Genomic DNA, 17679 nt, shown 5'->3' on the forward strand with positions numbered 1-17679 from the left:
TCACACCTCCTTGTCCGACATATTCGGAACTTGCAGCGGTGGCCGGCCGGATTGCTCGGTGAGCGTCCAGTCGGCGGGTAGACCCCTCACACACCCGTCCGAACCCTCGGCCTCGATCGTGACCGTGGCCGGGCCCAGCCGTAGATCGGCGAGGACGAGTCGACCCCAGCGCTCGGGCAACAGCGGTGCGAGCGCGATTTCGCGTCCCGGGACATCGGGCTCCAATCCCAGGAACGAGCGAACCAGCAGCAGCGGCGTGGCCGACGCCCAGGCCTGCGGGGAGCAGGACGTGGGATACGGGATGGGCGTGCGGAATTGGTCGCGGGGGAAGCCGCAGAACAATTCGGGCAGCCGGCCGTCGAAGGCCAGGGCGGCATCGATCAGACCCTCGGCCAGACGTTCGGCCAGCCTGGTCGCGCCGGGCAGATGCCGGTAGCGGATCAGCCCGGCGATCGCGATGGCCGTGTCGTGCGGCCAGACCGAGCCGTTGTGATAACTCATCGGGTTGTACGCGCCCATGCCGGTGGCGAGGGTGCGCAGCCCGAAGCCGTTGTCCATGGCCGGATCGGCCAGTCGCTCGATGAGCTGAGCGGCGCGATCGTCGGGGACGATTCCGGTCCACAGGCAGTGCGCCACATTGCTGGTCAGTGCGTCCACGCGGCGCTTGCGCCGATCCAAAGCGATGGCGTACCAGCCGGATTCGGGAATCCAGAACGCCTCGTCGAACTGCTTGCGCAGATCGGCGGCCTGGCCGCGCAGCCGTTCGGCGGTGGTGACATCGCCACGGGCCTCGGCGATCGAGGCGCGCGCCAGCCGGGCGGCATAGGTGTAGCCCTGCACCTCGCACAGCGCCAGTGGCGTCTCGGCGAGGCGGCCGGTCACATCGTTGATGGCGTCGAAGCTGTCCTTCCAGCCCTGATTGGCCAGGCCCCGATCGGTTTTGCGCTGATATTCCACGAAGCCGTCGCCGTCGGCGTCGCCGAAATGATCGATCCAGTCCAGTGCCGCGTCGGCGGCGGGCAGCAACTCGTCGATGATCTCCGCGTCGGCGCCCCAGCGGCGGCACTGGTCGAGCAGCATGACGAACAGCGGAGTGGCGTCGACGGTTCCGTAGTAGACGCTGCCGCCGAGCACCCGGTCACCGGCCGGTCCGCGGCGCATCTCGTGCATGATGCGGCCCGGCTCCTCCTCGGTGAGCGGGTCGACTGTACTGCCCTGCAGTTCGGCCAGCTGACGCAGCGTGCCGACGGCCAGATCGCCGTCCAGCAGCAGCGCCATCCACGAGGTGATCAGGCTGTCGCGGCCGAACAGGGTCATGAACCAGGGCGCGCCCGCGGCCACGTAGGCGGGCGGGCCGCCGCTGGAATCCTCCACGCGCACACTGCCTTCGATGCGCAGCGCGCCGAGATCGCTTTCGGTGTGGCGCAGGATGTGCGCCAGGCCCGCGTCGGAGGCGGTGAGATTGGTTGCGGAAGCGCGCCAGGCCTTGATGCGGCGACTCGGATTGTCCTCCTCGGTGATCGACATCCGCACCGGATGGTGACCGACCACCGGCTGGGCCAGCAGGGTGGTCTGCCATTCACCGCGCGCGGGTACGACCGCGTGCCACGTGCACGTGCCCGGGTGGACCTGTGGACGTCCGGTCGCGGTGACCAGCAGCCCGCGACCCGGATCGTCGTGGTCGCTGAGCCGCAGTTGTTCGCCGACGACCGCGGCCTCCGCGCCGCTCAGATGGGTCCGGCCCTCCTTGACGGCGAACAGGTCCGCGAAATCGGCATCGGCGTGCAGGGTGATGGTGAGCGCGGTGTCCTCGCTGCCGAGGTTGTGCACGGTCACGATCTCGCGCAAGCCCTCTCCGATGAGGCGGCGGCGCTCGATCAGCACGGTGCTGTCGGCCAGCCCCGCCCGCGGCGGCATACGCAGCACGAACCGGGCCTTGAACGCCTCGCCCGCCAGCACGGTCAGCGGGTCGAGCGGATGCCCGTCCACGCGCAGTTCCCACCGCGACAGCACCCGCGTGTCGTGGTAATACAGCCCCTGCGTCCCGCAGGGATGGATATCGCCGAGCTGATCGGACAGACAGAACGTGGCCGCCTCGACCAGGGTGATGGTCGATTGACCGCCGACTCCGATCGGCGGCCCGGCATTGAATATTCGCGGCAAGGTACTGCTCATCGCATTCCTCCTCCGCGTCCCGCAGCGGAAACGATATGTAGTGATCGCATCGATACTCCCCCTACCAGGGCGGATCTGTCGAGAAAAGAGCGAATTTTCCGCAAACTCATCGCCACCCATCCTCTCTCGAGTCGGCCGCGAAGAGGGGGAGGATCGGTATTACCGACCGGAATTGTTCGACTCGGGCGGCGGTCGAGCGATGCGACATCGATCCGCCTGTTGACGAGTGACCCACGCCACCCTACGGTAAGGAAATCTCCATTCTCTTTTTCAGATGAGGAAGATATGAGGTTTCGTACCGCCGCGGTCGCCGGCATTCTGTTCGTCCTGGTCGGCACGGTCGCTACCGGTGGTGCCCACGCGGTACCCATGCGCTCCGACGTGCCTGTTCAGCCACTTCCGGTGATGGTCGTGCCGCCGGAGATGGATCCCTTCTACAAGGCTCCCGCCGATGTCATCGCCGATACGCCGCCGGGCGGGATCATCAAGGCGCGGCAGATCACGCCCGCATTGCTGTCGGTGGCGCCGTTCAATATCGACGCCTGGCAGGTGCTGTATCGCACGAACGACAGTCGCGGCAACGCCGTCGCAACCGTGACCACGCTGTTGAAGCCGCGGGGGCCCGCACCGGAGGGCGGGTTCAAGCTGCTGTCGTACCAGGTCGCCGAGGACTCCACCGCGCAGTACTGCGCGATGTCCTATGTCGTGCAGCAGGGGTCGATTCCCGCGGATTACGTCAATTCGGCGGAGACGTCGCTGGCTGTGGCGCTTGGCATTTCGCAGGGCTGGGCGGTCGCGATCCCGGACTATCAGGGGCCGAACTCCGCCTACGGCGCGGCCATTCTGGGCGGGCAGGCGACGCTGGACGGGATTCGCGCGGCCGAGAGTTTCGCACCGCTGCAGCTGACCGCGGGCGCGGCGACGCCCGTGGGATTGATGGGCTACTCCGGCGGCACGATTCCGACCGGATGGGTGGCCGAACATCACGACGTCTACGCGCCCGAGCTGAATATCGCGGGCGTTTCGATCGGCGGTGTCGCGATGGGCGATCTGAAGGCGGTGCTGCGGTTCAACAATTCGAATCTGGGCGCGGGGCTCATCGGTGCGGCGCTGCACGGATTCGCCACCGAGTATCCGGAGGTGCAGCAGGCGTTCGATACCCAGTACGACTGGTTCGGGCGGTTCATGACCTCGGTCAAGGGTTTGCTGTGCCATCCGATGGGCTCGGCGCTGTTTCCGTTCTGGAACTTTCTGGGCTCCTATACCGGCCCCGGTGATCCGCTCGAGGTTCCCGCGCTGAGCGCGGCGATCACCGCGCAGCAACTCGGCCAGCACACCCCCGATGTGCCGATGTACATCTATCACGCGCAGAACGACGAGTTCATCCCGAACGCGGGCACCGATCGAGTCGTCGACGGCTACTGTGCCGATCCGAATGCCAGCGTCACCTACACGCGAGAATTCCTGGCCGAGCACATCATCGGCATCATGGGCTGGCTCCCGGATGGATATCAGTTCATCATCGACCGGCTCAACGGCGTTCCCGCCGCGAAGGGCTGCACCATCACCAGCCCGTTCACATCGTTCAGCACAGGCGATTTCGTCAAACTGCTCGGCGACAAATGGCCCGCCATCGCGGGTCTGTTGACCGGATATCCGGTCGGCGCGCGGTAGGTCAGGGTTCCAGCACCCGGTCCGCCAGGTCCTCGATGACCCGGCGGACCCGGTCGGGGTGGCGGACGTCCGCGCCATGATCGCTGCGAGGCAAGGAGATTCGCTGTGCGTGCGGTAGGACTCCGGCCACCGCGTCGACGCGCTCGGTGAGCCTGGCGGGGCTGCGGTCGCCGCCGAGTAGGACGGTCGGGACGGTGATGCGGGCGTAGGTGTCGAGTCGGGGGCCCAGGTGGTCCATGGCCGCCAGGTCGTTGATCTGGCACGGGACGAGGCGGCGGTGGCGTGGGGTCAGGGCGGTGAGCAGGCCGACGGCCAGGGACTGCCAGCGCGGCAGTCCGATCACGGCGTGGACGAACAGGGCCATCGCCCGGCCGGATCGACCGGCCGCTATCGCGGCGCGGGCCGCGGTGATCATTTCGCCGTTCGGGCCGGACCAGGGTGCGTCCAGTACCGCCGCCGGTTCGAAGATCACCGCGCCGGTGAACGAATGCTGTTCCGCGGCAATAGCTTCCAGTGCGATCACGCCCCCGGAGGAGTGACCGTAGACGAGCAGCGGTGTGCCGAGGCGATGGGCGACGGCGAGGACGTCGGCGACCTCGTCCGCGACGTCGAACGGGCCGCGTTCGAGCAGATCCAGTCGATACTGGCGGCGGCGCAGGCGAATCACGCGGAACCGGCGCGCGAGCAGCGCCGCGAGTTTACGGGTGCGGGTGCCGTCGTCGAGCCCCGGACCGATGATCAGAACCGGCGGCCCGCTGCCCTCGTCGAAGACCTGGATATCGACGCCGTCGGCCGAAACCATCGAATCCATCACCACTCCATTCGCCTTAGCAGTGCTAAGTGTGACTTAGCACTGCTAAGGTGTCAATGATGTCTTCCGCCGATCGCCCGGGCCTGACCAGGCAAATACTCATCGATACCGCGTTGCGCCTACTGGACGAGGTCGGGCTGGACGGGCTGTCGGTGCGTCGGCTCGCGGCCGAATTCGGGGTGAAGTCACCGGCGCTGTACTGGCATGTGCGCGGTAAGCAGGAACTGCTCGACGGTATGGCCGATGCGATCATCGCGGCGGCCCGCGTGCGTCCGCCGCGCGCGAACGAGACCTGGCAGGATTGGTTGACCAGGCGCGGCGAGAAGTACCGCCGCACGCTGCTCGCCCATCGAGACGGGGCGCGGGTGGTGACCAATGCCGAGTGGTTGAGTGAGCACACCATCGTACGGTTCAACGGTGAGCTCGTGGTGCTGGTCGAGCGGGGTTTCGGCGCGGCGCTGGCCATGCGAACACTGACGGCGATCACCCAATACACCAATGGTTTCGTGCTGCGGGAACAGATTCGCCCGACGGCCGTCGATCGCCTCGCCGCCAACCGTCTCGATGCCCTGACGGAATTGCTCGACGCCGATGCGCCGCTGCTGACGGCCCTGCGCGCCGGTGCCGGCACGGTGGGCGATCGGGCCTATCGGCACGGATTGCGAGCGCTCGTCGACGGCACTGCCGAAGCGCTGGCGCGGGAGACTCAGCGCGCCTAGGAGTGTCGGCCGGGGCGCGTGGGCACAATTGCGGACGTGATGTCCACGCGGGTTCGACGGATATTGATTCCCGCCACGCTGACGGTCGTCGTGCTGACGGTCGGCGGATGTGGCGGCGGTACTGTTCGACGCCACGATATCGTCGGTCCGATGGCGCCGCAGCGATTGGCGAAGGTCACCGAATATCTCGGTACCCGACCGGGTTTCGCGGGTGTGGTGCTGCGGGATCGGGTTACGGGCGCGGTATGGCGCACCGAACACTCCTCGACGCTCATGTGGGGCTGTTCCGTACCCAAACTGGCGATGGCGGTCGATCTGTTGCTGCGCGAGGACGCGGGGGCCGTGCGGCTGTCCGACGAGGACCGCGCCCTCGTGCACGCCATGCTGCATTCCAGTGACAACGACGCCGCCGACGCCCTGTGGAATCGCTTCGGCGGCGCGGCCGAATTCGGGGCTCGATTCCCGAGCTACGGCATGACCGATATGCGATTCTCCGACGAACACGAGCACACCTGGGGCTGGATTCTCACCACCGCCGACGATTTCGACCGGCTGGTCAACCATGTGCTGGAGGGACTGCCCGCAACCATCCGCGACTATCTGATCGACGAAATGCGTTCCGTGGGACCGGAACAGCGCTGGGGCGTATGGGGCGCGGGCTCGGAGGCCCGGCCGGGTCTGAAGAACGGCTGGTCCGACGATGACGACGACGGTTCCTGGCTCACCCACTCGGCGGGCTTCGCGGGCCCCGACGCCCGCTACACCCTCGCGATCACCGACAACACCAAGCTCGTCGAAAACGGCTACGAGACCGGCGCGGAGACCACCACGACCGTGGCCAGGCTGCTGTTCGATCCGGACTCATGAGGGCGAGCCCAGTTCGCACGATGACGACGACGGTTCCTGGCTCACCCACTCGGCGGGCTTCGCGGGCCCCGACGCCCGCTACACCCTCGCGATCACCGACAACACCAAGCTCGTCGAAAACGGCTACGAGACCGGCGCGGAGACCACCACGACCGTGGCCAGGCTGCTGTTCGATCCGGACTCATGAGGGCGAGCCCAGTTCGCAGTACATGATGTGCAGGCCGATGCGGCCCCGGGTGGGATGGCGGAGCGCTCCGGGGACGGTGCCCACGATCTCGAAGCCGAGGCGTTCGATTACTTCGGCCTATCCGCTGCGAGGTGGCAAGGTTACCGGGTCGGTGACGCTGCTCGGCGGGTCGACCAGGGAGGGGACCACCGGGGCGCGGGTCGGGAGGTAGTCCGGCGGTACGCCGCCGTCGCGGATGACGGTTCGATAGGCATCCACCGCGCAGGTCGGTTTGCGGGTCAGTGCGGGGTCGGTCGTGACGTCGACCGTGTACAGGCCGAAACGGGGTGTGTAGGAACCCCATTCGTAGTTGTCGGTGAGGCTCCAGTAGTTGTAGCCGATGACGTTGAAGTCGTCCATGCGGGCGCGTTGCAGCCAGTAGGTGACATCCCGCAGATAGTCGGCCCGGCGATAGTAGGTGGGGTCCTCGCAGCCGTCCTTGGTGGCCATGCCGTTCTCGGCGACGTAGATCTTCACCTTTCGCTTCTGTTCGGGTGTGGCGTTGTTGCCGACGATCTTGGTGACATAGCGGCGGATGACGTAGTAGATGCCCTCGGCCTGCAGCGGCATATTCCACAGCTGTGAGCCGTCGGCGGTCGCGCCGAGACGTGGGCCGCGGCGTGTGGCGAGATCGACCGTGGCGCCGAAATAGTAGTCCACGGAGACGAAGTCGAGCTTGTCGCGGATCAGCCCGAAGATTCTGCCGTTGACGCTCTCGTCGTCCCTGGACACGAATCCGATATTGCTGGTGACCATCGCGTCGGGGCGCTTGCCGTGGATGTAGTCGTAGATTCCGTTGTGCGCCTGGGCGAAACTGTCTTCCATCTTGTGGAACCGACCGTCGAAATCGGGACCCGGATGATGATTGAGCTCTTGGACGATATAGGCGACCGGCTCGTTGATGGTGACCCACAACGTCTTCGGCGAGTCGAAACGGTCGACCACCTTGCGCGCGTTGGTGAGCCACTTGTCGACCATGCCCGGATCCTCCCAGCCGTTCGGGCCGAGCCAGGCCGGATAGACCCAGTGGTCGAGGGTGATCATCGGTTGCATACCGGCGGCGGTGATCTGTGCGAGCACGCGCTCGTAGAATTGGAAACCGGCCTCGTCCCATCGACCCGGCTGCGGTTGCACCCGTGCCCATTCGACGCTCAACCGGAAGACCTTGACGCCCAAATCCGCAGCGCGCGCGATGTCTTCGCGGTAATGGGTGTAGAAGTCGACTGAATCGCGCAACTTCTCGTGTCCGAAAGCCGGGTTGTCGATATAGCCGGTCCAATTGCTCGCGGGTGCGTGCCCCTCGCTCTGGAAGCCGGATGTCGCTACGCCCCAGAGGAAATCGGCGGGCAGCGGGTCAACCCGACCGGGCGGTTCGGATGCGGCCTGTGCTGGAACTGCTGAGGCGCTCACACCTATGACGATAGCGGCGAGCAGCGCCCGGGCCAATGTTGTTGCGGGACGGCGCGACATGAAGATCACGGATCGTATTCGCGACCGGCGCCGTTCTGGATGGAAAGAAAAAATGCGCGGTTCGGGGGACATGTCCGATCGAAAGTCGATCCCATCCGGAACGAACACAGCTTCGAATGCATGATGGCGCCCGGTCGTACGGGAGCGCCGCCCGTGCCGTGCGCCGGGCGGAAACAACGAAATGTCGCTACTACTCGAGGAGAACCATGGGTCTTCTGTCCGCTCTCGTTTCCACACTCGGCGGCGTTGTCGGTGCTCTGCTCACCGGGTTGGGGAACGTTGCCACCGCGGCGTTCTGAGGTCTGACCCGCGGCCCGGGGCGGGTTTCGAGCCGCCCAGCTTCGTCTCCGCCCCGGGCCGGTGGGGTTCGCGATGCATTGTCAAGGGGCCGTAAGTCGCTGCGAGGGGTCGATTTTCGTGTCGAGGACAAGCGTGACGTCGGTGGTCCGGCGCGGGGTTACCGCTGCGCTCGTGCTGCCGACCGTCGGTGTGGTGGCGGTGGCGAATGCCGATCCGCAGTCGATTTCGGTTCCGCTGCAAGGCTGTCCGGGGTTGTATGTGCTGGCGGTGCAGGGTACGGGGCAGTCGGCCCCGGACGCGCCGGTGTCATTGGATTCGGGAATGCTGGCCGCGGTGCTGGAGCCTGTGCTCGGCACCGCTCGCGGGCTGGTCGCGCGGGCCTATGTGCCCTACGACGCGGCCTTCGGCGGGGCGGTGCCGGGCGGTGTGGTGCCGTATTCGGTATCGGTGACCGGCGGACTCGAACATCTGCGGCAGATGGCGGTGGATGTGGTCCGGAAATGTCCCGACAGTGAATTGGCGATGGTCGGATATTCCCAAGGCGCGCACGTGGTTTCGATGTTCGCGCAGGAGGTCGGGCAGGGCCGCAGTGAGGTTCCGGCCGATCGGGTCGCGGCCGTGGCGCTGATCGCCGACCCGACGCGCCGGCCGGGCGCCCCGTTGTTTCCGGGCAGCCCCGGACGCCGTTCACCGGCGGCCGCGCCCGGTACCGCGGGAACGGAAGTCGCCCGGCTGCAGCCATTTCCGCAGCAGAGCCTGTCGGGCGGCGGGATCGGACCCGATCAGGACATCGCCGTGGATTTCGGCGCGCTGAGCGGCCGGGTCGCCTCGCTGTGCATGGCGGGTGATCTGGCCTGTGACGCCCCGGCCGATCTGCCCATGCTGCGCACGATCGTGAATATCGCGGGGCAGGCCGATCTGGACCCCAACGATCCGATGGCCGCGTTCACTTCGATTCTGAAGGCGTTACAGGATATGGCGGTCAAGACGGCCGTCGACGTCGCCGATCGGGATCTGGCGGGCCAGTCGCTGGGCACGCTGTCGCTGTCGCGGCAGACGCCGCTGAGTCAGCGGCTCGCCGAGATGTCGGATCCCCGAACGCAACCCGCCGACGCGGCGGCGAGCCGGACGCTGCTGAAACTCGGCACGAGTGTGCTCAACACCCTGATCGCGCTCACCGGCGCGACGCTGACTACCGACGAGGTCGCCTACGTCACCGCGGCCGCCGATCCGCTCGACGGCGTGCGTCGACTCGCGGAGAAGGTGGTGCAGTCGGTGCGCCGCCCGATTCCGAAAGCCCATGCGTTCCATCTGTTCACGCAGATGTTCGACGCCGTGGCGCAACTGCTCGACGATACGCTCTCGGCCGCGGATCCCGACATCTGGACGCAGTATCTCGACACCGGTCGTCAGCACGGCGCGTACGTATTCGCCTCGGCCGGTGGGCGTTCCGCGGTGCAGTTCGTGGCGGATTGGTTCACCGCGTTGGCGCGGGATCTGTCCGATCCGCGCGTCCCGGCCGCGCAGCCGAACCGGCCGACCCCGCAATCGCTTGCGGCGCAACCCTTACCGGTGCCGCAGCCGCTGCCGCAACCGGCTGTGGGAACCGACAGCGCCGAACAACCGGCCATCGGCACCGCCCAGGCCACGCCCATCGAGCACCGCGAGGTCGCCTGGTGGCAGCCGATCGGGATGGATCGCGAGGTGGCCCGATACTACCTGTGGCTGCTGCTGTTCATCGGTATCGCCGTGCTGACGCATCTGCTGTCGTGGGTGTGGATGCCGCGGGAGCGCTTCCTGATCGGCGTCGCGGCCCGGCGGCGGCGATTCGGGTGGGCGCGGCGGCGCTGAGGATCATCGGCTCAGCAACTGATCGACGGCGCGGCGGAACAGGCGCACGCTGTCGGAATTACCCAGGCGCAGAGCGATATTGGTGTGATTGAGCATGCTTTCGATCTGGAAGGCGATCAGCTCGGGATCGATGGGTCCGAGTTCGCCCGCCGCGACAGCGGTTTCGAGATGTCCGATCAGTGTCTGCAGCCAGTCGGCGCGCCGCTGGGTGAGCGCGTCGCGGACCGGGCCGGGATGACTGTCGAATTCGGCGAGGGTGGCGGTCCAGAAGCAGCCGCCGGGGAAGACCGGGCGCTCGATATAGGCCAGCCAGTTGTCGATCAGCGCGCGCATTCGCTCGAGGCCCGGCGCGGTGTCGCGGGCGGGCGTCACGACCTCGTCGAGGAAGACCGTGCGCGCGGTTTCGATGGTCGCGAGCTGGAGCTGTTCCTTGGTCCGGAACAGGGTTTGGATACCCGCCTTGCTGATGTCGAGATCGTCGGCCAGCCGACCGAAACTCACCCCGCCCAGCCCGTCGACGGAGGCGATATCGGCCGCGCGGCGGGTGATGGTCTGACGCGATCGTGCCCCACGCTGGAGGCGGCGATCGGAGATCGCTGTCTCGCTCACGATGTCAGATTACGCGTCGCGCCCCGCCGGGTGGCCGCGACGAACAGCGCAACCAACAGCACGCTCAGCCACACGTAGGTATTACCGATGATGTGTTGCCAAGGGGTCCAGGAGAATTCGCGATTATTGTCGCCGGGCTCCCAGTTCTGCGGGCCGATCACGAAGACCACCGCGGTGGCCAGGACCACCGCGTACCAGATCAGCGCCGAGCGCAGCGGCCGGTGCGCGGCCGCGCCGACCCCGGCCAGCAGGGCCGGGGCGATCCACACCCAGTGATGCGACCACGAGATCGGCGAGACCAGCAGCGTGAAGACCGCGTTGAACGACACCATCAGCGCCGGATTGTCGCTCGCGCGACGCATGGCCGTCACCACCAGCGCCAGCAGCAGCGCGCCGAGGATCAGCCACAGCGCGGTGAAGGCCGGTTCGGGTACGCGCAGGCGGGCGAGTACGCCCTGAATCGACTGATTGGTGTGGAAGGCCGAACCACTCAGCCCGGAGACATTGCCCATGCCGCCGAACCAGTAGCGGGTCGATTCGTGCGGCATGATCGCGAAGGCCAACAGCGTCGCGGCGGCCCCCGTCACCGCGGCGGTGACGGCCGCGCGGTAATCCTTGCGGACCAGGAAGTAGATGACGAACGCGGCCGGGGTCAGCTTGATCGCGGCGGCGACGCCGATGAGCATGCCGCGCTTCCACTTCGGTCGCAGCGCCAGGCAGTCGGCGGCCACCAGCACCATCAGCAGCAGGTTGACCTGGCCGAAGTCGAGGGTGGAGTGGACCGGTTCGAGCAGTAGTCCGAGCGGGATGGCGCAGGCGGTCGCCCACAGCGCCAATTGGGTGTTGCCGGTCCACAGCCGCCGGGCCGTCAGATAGATGGTCACCGCCAAGGCGAGCGTCGAAACCACGAAGAACGCGGTCGCGGCCGGATGCCAGGACAGTATCGCGAACGGGCCCAGCGCCAGCGCCGCGAACGGGGGATAGATGAACGGCAGGCTGATGCCCATACTCGTCTTGGGCAGCGAACCGTACATATCGGCGCCGTGCCACCACGCCTGGACACCGAGGCGATAGACCTGCAGGTCGATGAACTCACGCTTGATCGGGGTCAGCGGCCAGGTCGGATGGGTCAGCCAGACGACGGCGACCGCGATCAACAGCGGCGGGACCAGCCACAGCGGACGACCGAAGGGACGAGCCGAGGACTTCGTCGGAGCGGAGGTGGAGACACTAACCATCCAGCACGAGGTTACCGGTCGCCGACCGGTCCGGTGCGCTCGGGCCGCGCGGACGCACCCGCGGTGCTACCGTCAGTTTACTGGACACGAGTCCAGATCTGGAACCGGGTCGGGGTCTAGGAGTTCGGTCGGTGCGCGAGATGTCGTTGCCGTCGATGGTTGGTGTCCTGCTGGTGGCGGTGGGGGTGCTGAGCGCACCCGCGGTGGCCGATTCGGGACCCGGGGATTACGAAGAGTATGTGGCCCTCGGGGATTCGTGGGCGGCCGATGCGACGCTGAGTCAGGCGACCGGCGATCATGTGCCGCTGGGATGCACGCAGAGCCGGCGCAACTATCCCAAACAGGTGGCCGCGGCCCTGCGGATTCCGGTCTTCCGGGATGCGAGCTGCGGCGGCGCGGAGACGATCGATATGACCTCCCCACAGGTGACGCGGCTGGGTGCCAACCCCGCGCAATTCGATCGGCTCACGCCCACCACCGATCTGGTGACCATCGGAATCGGCGGCAACGACGCGTCCTTGGCCGCGACCGTGCAGCGCTGCCTGACCGTGGATCCGACGGCGACGCCGTGTCAGGACGCACTGGTCGTGAACGGCGTCGATCGAATGTCGGCGAATATCGACGCGGCCGAGCCGAAGGTGCTCGCGACGCTGGCTGGAATCAAGGCGCGCTCGCCGCGCGCTCGCATTCTGCTGATCGACTACTTCCAGGGAGCCCGCCCCGGGCGCGGGTGCTATCCGGTCATTCCGATCTCCGACAGCGATGCGGGCTGGCTCGGCCGCAAACTCGTCGAATTGGACGCCATGCTGGCCGATGCGGCGCGGCGGGCCGGGGCGGAATTCGTCGATACCTATTCGGGCAGTGTCGGCCACGACGCGTGCCAGCTGCCGGGAGTTCGATGGGTGGAAGGGCTGATTCCGGTGTCCGCCAACCCGCCCGGGCCCGCGGTGCCGTTCCATCCCAATCAGCTGGGCGCCGATTATCAGGCTCGTACGATCCTCCAGGCGTTGGCGGGCTGAGTAACGCCCTAGCATGAGAGCCGTTATGGCCACTACGCGCGAGCAGCGGCGATCTCGGAATGCCGAGGCGCCGCTCACCCTCACCACCGAACCGCCGCGGAGTTTGTCCTTCGCCGATCAGTCGGCGTTCTGGATCAATCTCGGCGTGAGTCTCATCGGCTTCACCGGGGCCATCGCTGTATTGCGACCCGGTGGGCATCCGCAATTGCCGGTGGTCGCGGCGATCGTCGCGACCGTACTGGGGACGGTGGTGGGGACGGCAATGGTCGCGGCCGCGGGCGCGGTCGGCGCGCGGACCGGGGCTCCGGCGATGGCGAATTTCCGGGGGCTGTTCGGGACTCGACTGTCGTACGCGCCGACCCTCGCCAATATCGCGCAGTGCATCGGCTGGGGCGTCTACGAGCTGACGGTCATCGCCAGCGGATTCCAGGCCATCACACACGGCCGGTTCGGACATGCGCCGGTGATCGTGGCGGCCGGAATCCTGTGCACCGCAATGGCGATCTGGCCGCTGTCGGTGCTGCACATCCTGCGCAAGTACGTGACCGTCGCGGTCGCCATCTCGATGCTGTATTTCACCGTGCAGCTGCTGCGCAATCCGCTGCCGCAGGTCGAGGGCGCCTCGTGGAGCGGCTTCTTCCCGGCCGTGGACACCGCGCTCGCGGTGGCCGTGTCGTTCGTGCCGCTGGCCGCCGACTACACCCGGCACGCGCATTCGGCGCGGGCCGCGTCCGGGGCGACGCTACTGGGATATTCGGCCGGGCAGATCTGGTGCTATCTGCTCGGTATCGTCGCGCTGATCCAGGTGGGCGGCGATGTCGACCGGATCTTCGACACCTTCCTCGGCGTGAGCGCCGGATGGGTGTTCTTCGCGGTGTTGGTGCTGCGCGAATCGGATCAGTCGTTCGCGAATGTGTATTCCACGGCCATGTCGCTGCAGAATCTGCTGCCGCGGGTGGATCGGCGGATTCTGGCGGCGGCGGTCGGGGCGCTGGCGACCGTATCGGCCTTGGGCGTCCACGATTTCACGGGATTCTCGAATTTCCTGCTGCTGATCGGATCGGTCTTCGTGCCGCTGTGCGCGGTGCTGGTGGTGGACTACTTCTTCGGTCGGGGACGTGCGGGCTGGGATCTGTCGGAGCATGCGCCCGCGCGGCCGCTCATGCTGCTGCCGTGGGTGCTCGGATTCGCGGTGTATCAGCTGTGCAATCCGGGTTCGGTGTCGTGGTGGGCCCGGCTGTGGGAGCGGGCGCAGGACGCGATCGGCTTCCATCCGGACTGGTGGTCGTCGGCCTCGCTGTTCTCGTTCCTGGTCGCGGCGGTCGCGACCGGTGTGCTGGTGCTGATCGAACGCCGGGGGCGGGCCGCTGCCTGATCAGGTGTTCGGCATGGGGACCGATCCGATGGTCGAATCGGATTGGCCGCCACTGCGTCCGGACGAGATAGCCGAGGGGGCGCAGATCGAGTGGCGCAGTCCGCGACCGCTCTCGTCGACGGCCCGGGTGCGATTGGCCGATGGACGGCGAGTGGTGGTCAAGCGCGTACCGGTGGCGCTGCGCGATGCCGCGGCGCTGGCCGAGGAGCACGCGTTCATGGCTCATCTGCGCTCGGGCGGAATTGCGGTCCCGGCCGTACGGTCTTGGGCGCGCGGGGAATTCGCCTACGAGATGCATGAGCTCGGTGTGGGGGAGGACCGGTATCGGGGCGTGTTCTCGTGGACGCCGTATCTGTCGGTGGCGCATGCGGAGGCGGCGGGCGGGATGCTCGCGCGCATGCACCTGGCCGCCGAGGGTTTCGACGCCCCCGCCCGACCGCCCCGACCGTTGACCGCCGCCCTGTGCACCGATCCGATCGCGACGGTCGAGCGGTACGCGGCCGCTCGCCCGGCCGTCGCGCGCTTTCTGGCCGGACGTGCGTGGCGCGCCGAATTGGCCTGGCCGCCGGTCGATATCACCGGGCTCGCGCCGCTGTGGACGCACAACGATTGGCACGGAACGAATCTGCTGTGGTGCGGTGACGAGATCGGCGCGGTCTTCGATTTCGGCCTGGCCGACCGCACGACCGCGGTCTTCGATCTGGCCGTGGCGATCGAACGGTTCGCCGTCGACTGGATCGGGCTGCGCGACACCGGCCGGGCCGGGGTGGCCGGTGATCAGCTCGCGGCGTTCCTGGCCGCCTACCGCGAGATCCGCCAGCTCACCCCCGTAGAACGCGACGCGCTGCCGCGGCTGTTCCCGCTCGCGCACATCGCCTACGAACTCTCCGAAATCGACTACTTCCTGGCCGTATTGCCGAAGCCGAATCGCGACAACGCCGAAATCGCCTACCGCGACTACCTCGTCGGTCACCTGCGCTGGGCGGGTTCGGCGGCGGGCCGGGAGCTGCTCGCAATGATTGATCATTTGACCAGGTGAGCGAGCCCACAGGCGCTCGGAACTACCCTGCCGGTCGGAACTTTCGAGCCAGAACCCGGCAAATTTGTCGACCGGACACCACTTTGCCGGACAAACCGGGCGAACCGACGGCCCGCCTCGCATATTCTTGTCGCCGGAACCCGGAGACCTAGATCACTCCGTCGGGCTGCTATGTTTGCTCGCTGCTAGTGCTCGCCGCGGGTCGAGCGGGGGACAGCTACGACAGAGGAGTAAGAGGTTGGCTATCCCAGGTTCAGAACAGGGCACGACCCGAGGTGAGTCGCCCGGCGGATGGGGCGCGCTGTTCCGCACGAAATCGGTGGAACAGTCCATGCGCGACACCGACGAACCCGATGCGAAACTGCGCAAGGATCTGACGGCCGTGGACCTCACGGTCTTCGGCGTGGCCGTCGTGGTCGGCGCGGGCATCTTCACCCTGACCGCGCGCACCGCGGGCACCGTGGCCGGACCGTCGGTCTCGCTGGCCTTCGTCTTCGCCGCGATCGCATGCGGTCTCACCGCGCTGTGCTACGCGGAATTCGCCTCGACCGTGCCGGTCGCGGGCAGCGCGTACACCTTCTCCTACGCGACCTTCGGCGAACTCGCCGCGTGGATCATCGGCTGGGACCTCATCCTGGAATTCGCGCTCGCGGCCGCGGTGGTGGCCAAGGGTTGGTCGCAGTATCTCGGCCAGGTCATCGGGACCACGCCGATCCTGCATTTCGGATCGGTCAGCTTCGACTGGGGCGCGGTGCTGCTGCTGGCCGTGCTCGGCGTGCTGCTGGCGATCGGCACCAAGGTGTCCTCGCGGGTGTCGGCGGTGGCGGTGGCCATCAAGCTGGCGGTGATCGCGCTGGTGATCGTGGTCGGCCTGACCTACTTCAAGTCCGAGAACCTCAGCCCCTACATTCCGCCGTCCAAGCCGGGTGAGGGCGGCTCGGGCATTCATCAGACGCTGTTCTCGTGGCTGACCGGCGCTGGTAACAGCACCTTCGGCTGGTACGGCCTGTTGGCCGCGGCGAGCCTGGTGTTCTTCGCGTTCATCGGATTCGACGTGGTGGCCACCACCGCCGAGGAGACCAAGAACCCGCAGCGCAATGTGCCGCGCGGCATTCTCGGCTCGCTGATCATCGTGACCGTGCTGTACGTGGCGGTCTCGCTGGTGCTCACCGGCATGGTGCCCTACACCGATCTGCAAAGCGGCGACGCGACTCTCGCGACCGCCTTCGCGATTCACGGTGTGACATGGGCGAAGAACCTCATCTCGATCGGCGCGCTTGCCGGTCTGACCACGGTGGTCATGGTGATGTACCTGGGCCAGACCCGGGTGCTGTTCGCGATGTCGCGCGACGGACTGCTGCCGCGCGGACTCGCGCACACCGGTAACAAGGGCACGCCCGTGCGGATCACCGTCATCGTCGGCGTGGTGTGTGCGGTGCTGGCCGGCTTCGTGGAGTTCGGCACGCTCGAGGAAATGGTCAATATCGGCACGCTGTTCGCATTCGTGCTGGTCTCGATCGGCGTGCTCATCCTGCGCCGGACCCGCCCCGATCTGCCGCGCGGCTTCCGGGTTCCGCTGGTTCCGCTGATTCCGATCCTGGCCGTGCTGGCCTGTATCTGGTTGATGCTGAACCTGTCGGTGGAGACCTGGCTGCGGTTCCTGGTCTGGATGGTCGTCGGCCTGGCGCTGTATTTCACCTACGGCGTGCGACATTCGGTGCTGCGCAAGGGACGCTAGGTAGCGCGCGGACGAACCATCGTCGCGGGAATCCGGATCTGTGGCGCTGTCTCGGCCGCCGCGTGGGCGGTCCGAGCCAGCGTCCGCGCGCGGTCGAGCTGTTCGAGAATGGTTTCCCAGTAGGCGTATCCGTCCTCCGGACGCGTGCCGCGGGACTGGTCGTAGTGAATACGCAGCAGGGTGCGGGTGGCCTCGGCGGTATAGGCCGCCGCGGCCAGCGGCGGGGGGACCTGGTCGGCCGAATCGTAGAGCTGGGCGATCCGGTCGGTGAGCCAGTAGGCCTCGAAATGGGCTTGGGCCGAGGGGTCTTCCTCGCTCAGCTCCACCGCGCCCGGCCCGGCCGCGCGCGCCCGATCCGACAGGCTGGCCACATCGGGCGCCTGGCTCAGGGCTCTGCGCAGATCCGCGCCGAGCAGGCGATACAGCAAACCCGCGAGCATGGCGTGTTCCACGCCCGGCGCGTCGGCGCCGGACATCTCCCGGCGCCACACCTGCTCCGTGACCTGCTCGATCTCGCCGCGCAGGATCGCCAGTGCCGCCCTCAACTGCCCTATCGTGGCCATAGGTG

At 67.2% G+C, this 17679-nt stretch carries 14 protein-coding genes; 8 read left to right on the forward strand and 6 right to left on the reverse strand.

Features of this window, described 5'->3' with window-relative positions:
• Window positions 1-2175: an amylo-alpha-1,6-glucosidase gene (locus NP4_RS08820; RefSeq protein ID WP_067994624.1), complete on the reverse strand. Its 2175-nt coding sequence runs from the start codon at window positions 2173-2175 to the stop codon at window positions 1-3.
• Between the two features lie 285 nt (window positions 2176-2460).
• Between NP4_RS08820 and NP4_RS08825 the strand changes: the two genes are divergently transcribed.
• Entirely contained in the window at window positions 2461-3849 is a 1389-nt protein-coding gene (locus NP4_RS08825; protein WP_067994627.1) for a lipase family protein, read from the forward strand.
• Between the two features lies 1 nt (window position 3850).
• Here NP4_RS08825 and NP4_RS08830 read toward each other — a convergent pair whose 3' ends face one another.
• Window positions 3851-4660: an alpha/beta fold hydrolase gene (locus NP4_RS08830; protein WP_067994630.1), complete on the reverse strand. Its 810-nt coding sequence runs from the start codon at window positions 4658-4660 to the stop codon at window positions 3851-3853.
• A 59-nt stretch (window positions 4661-4719) separates the two neighbouring features.
• On the opposite strand from NP4_RS08830, the gene NP4_RS08835 reads away from it, so the two are divergent.
• Complete coding sequence (locus NP4_RS08835; protein WP_067994632.1) at window positions 4720-5379, forward strand: TetR/AcrR family transcriptional regulator C-terminal domain-containing protein; 660 nt, start codon at window positions 4720-4722, stop codon at window positions 5377-5379.
• A 36-nt stretch (window positions 5380-5415) separates the two neighbouring features.
• The gene (locus tag NP4_RS08840; protein ID WP_211335854.1) at window positions 5416-6246 is read left to right on the forward strand and encodes a serine hydrolase family protein; all 831 of its coding nucleotides are present in this window, start codon (window positions 5416-5418) and stop codon (window positions 6244-6246) included.
• A 304-nt stretch (window positions 6247-6550) separates the two neighbouring features.
• On the opposite strand, the gene NP4_RS08845 is transcribed toward NP4_RS08840, so the two are convergent.
• Complete coding sequence (locus NP4_RS08845; protein WP_245997790.1) at window positions 6551-7882, reverse strand: family 1 glycosylhydrolase; 1332 nt, start codon at window positions 7880-7882, stop codon at window positions 6551-6553.
• Between the two features lie 492 nt (window positions 7883-8374).
• Here NP4_RS08845 and NP4_RS08850 point away from each other — a divergent pair, with 492 nt between their 5' ends.
• Window positions 8375-10093 (forward strand): cutinase family protein, encoded by a 1719-nt coding sequence (locus tag NP4_RS08850; RefSeq protein WP_169813695.1) that lies wholly within the window; start codon window positions 8375-8377, stop codon window positions 10091-10093.
• Window positions 10094-10096: 3 nt separating this feature from the next.
• Here the strand turns inward: NP4_RS08850 and NP4_RS08855 are convergent, their stop codons facing one another.
• Together NP4_RS08855 and NP4_RS08860 are read right to left on the reverse strand one after the other, a co-directional pair.
• Window positions 10097-10702 (reverse strand): TetR/AcrR family transcriptional regulator, encoded by a 606-nt coding sequence (locus NP4_RS08855; protein ID WP_245997792.1) that lies wholly within the window; start codon window positions 10700-10702, stop codon window positions 10097-10099.
• On the reverse strand, window positions 10699-11940 hold the full coding sequence (locus NP4_RS08860; protein WP_082875677.1) for a glycosyltransferase 87 family protein: 1242 nt from the start codon (window positions 11938-11940) through the stop codon (window positions 10699-10701). Before NP4_RS08860 ends, NP4_RS08855 begins: the two co-directional genes overlap by 4 nt.
• A 140-nt stretch (window positions 11941-12080) precedes the next feature.
• Between NP4_RS08860 and NP4_RS08865 the strand changes: the two genes are divergently transcribed.
• From NP4_RS08865 to NP4_RS08880, 4 genes are all read left to right on the forward strand, one after another.
• Window positions 12081-12959: an SGNH/GDSL hydrolase family protein gene (locus NP4_RS08865; protein ID WP_067994643.1), complete on the forward strand. Its 879-nt coding sequence runs from the start codon at window positions 12081-12083 to the stop codon at window positions 12957-12959.
• 25 nt (window positions 12960-12984) lie between these two features.
• Window positions 12985-14334 (forward strand): purine-cytosine permease family protein, encoded by a 1350-nt coding sequence (locus NP4_RS08870; RefSeq protein ID WP_067994646.1) that lies wholly within the window; start codon window positions 12985-12987, stop codon window positions 14332-14334.
• A 13-nt stretch (window positions 14335-14347) separates the two neighbouring features.
• Window positions 14348-15373 (forward strand): phosphotransferase enzyme family protein, encoded by a 1026-nt coding sequence (locus NP4_RS08875; RefSeq protein WP_082875698.1) that lies wholly within the window; start codon window positions 14348-14350, stop codon window positions 15371-15373.
• A gap of 331 nt (window positions 15374-15704) precedes the next feature.
• Window positions 15705-17111 (forward strand): amino acid permease, encoded by a 1407-nt coding sequence (locus tag NP4_RS08880; protein WP_082875678.1) that lies wholly within the window; start codon window positions 15705-15707, stop codon window positions 17109-17111.
• Here the strand turns inward: NP4_RS08880 and NP4_RS08885 are convergent.
• Window positions 17108-17656, reverse strand: a complete 549-nt coding sequence (locus NP4_RS08885) for a hypothetical protein (RefSeq protein ID WP_067994652.1) — start codon at window positions 17654-17656, stop codon at window positions 17108-17110. The genes NP4_RS08880 and NP4_RS08885 overlap by 4 nt on opposite strands.
• Window positions 17657-17679 lie beyond the last annotated feature (23 nt).

The sequence above is a fragment of the Nocardia pseudobrasiliensis NBRC 108224 genome (genome assembly GCF_001613105.1).
Lineage (GTDB): Bacteria > Actinomycetota > Actinomycetes > Mycobacteriales > Mycobacteriaceae > Nocardia > Nocardia pseudobrasiliensis.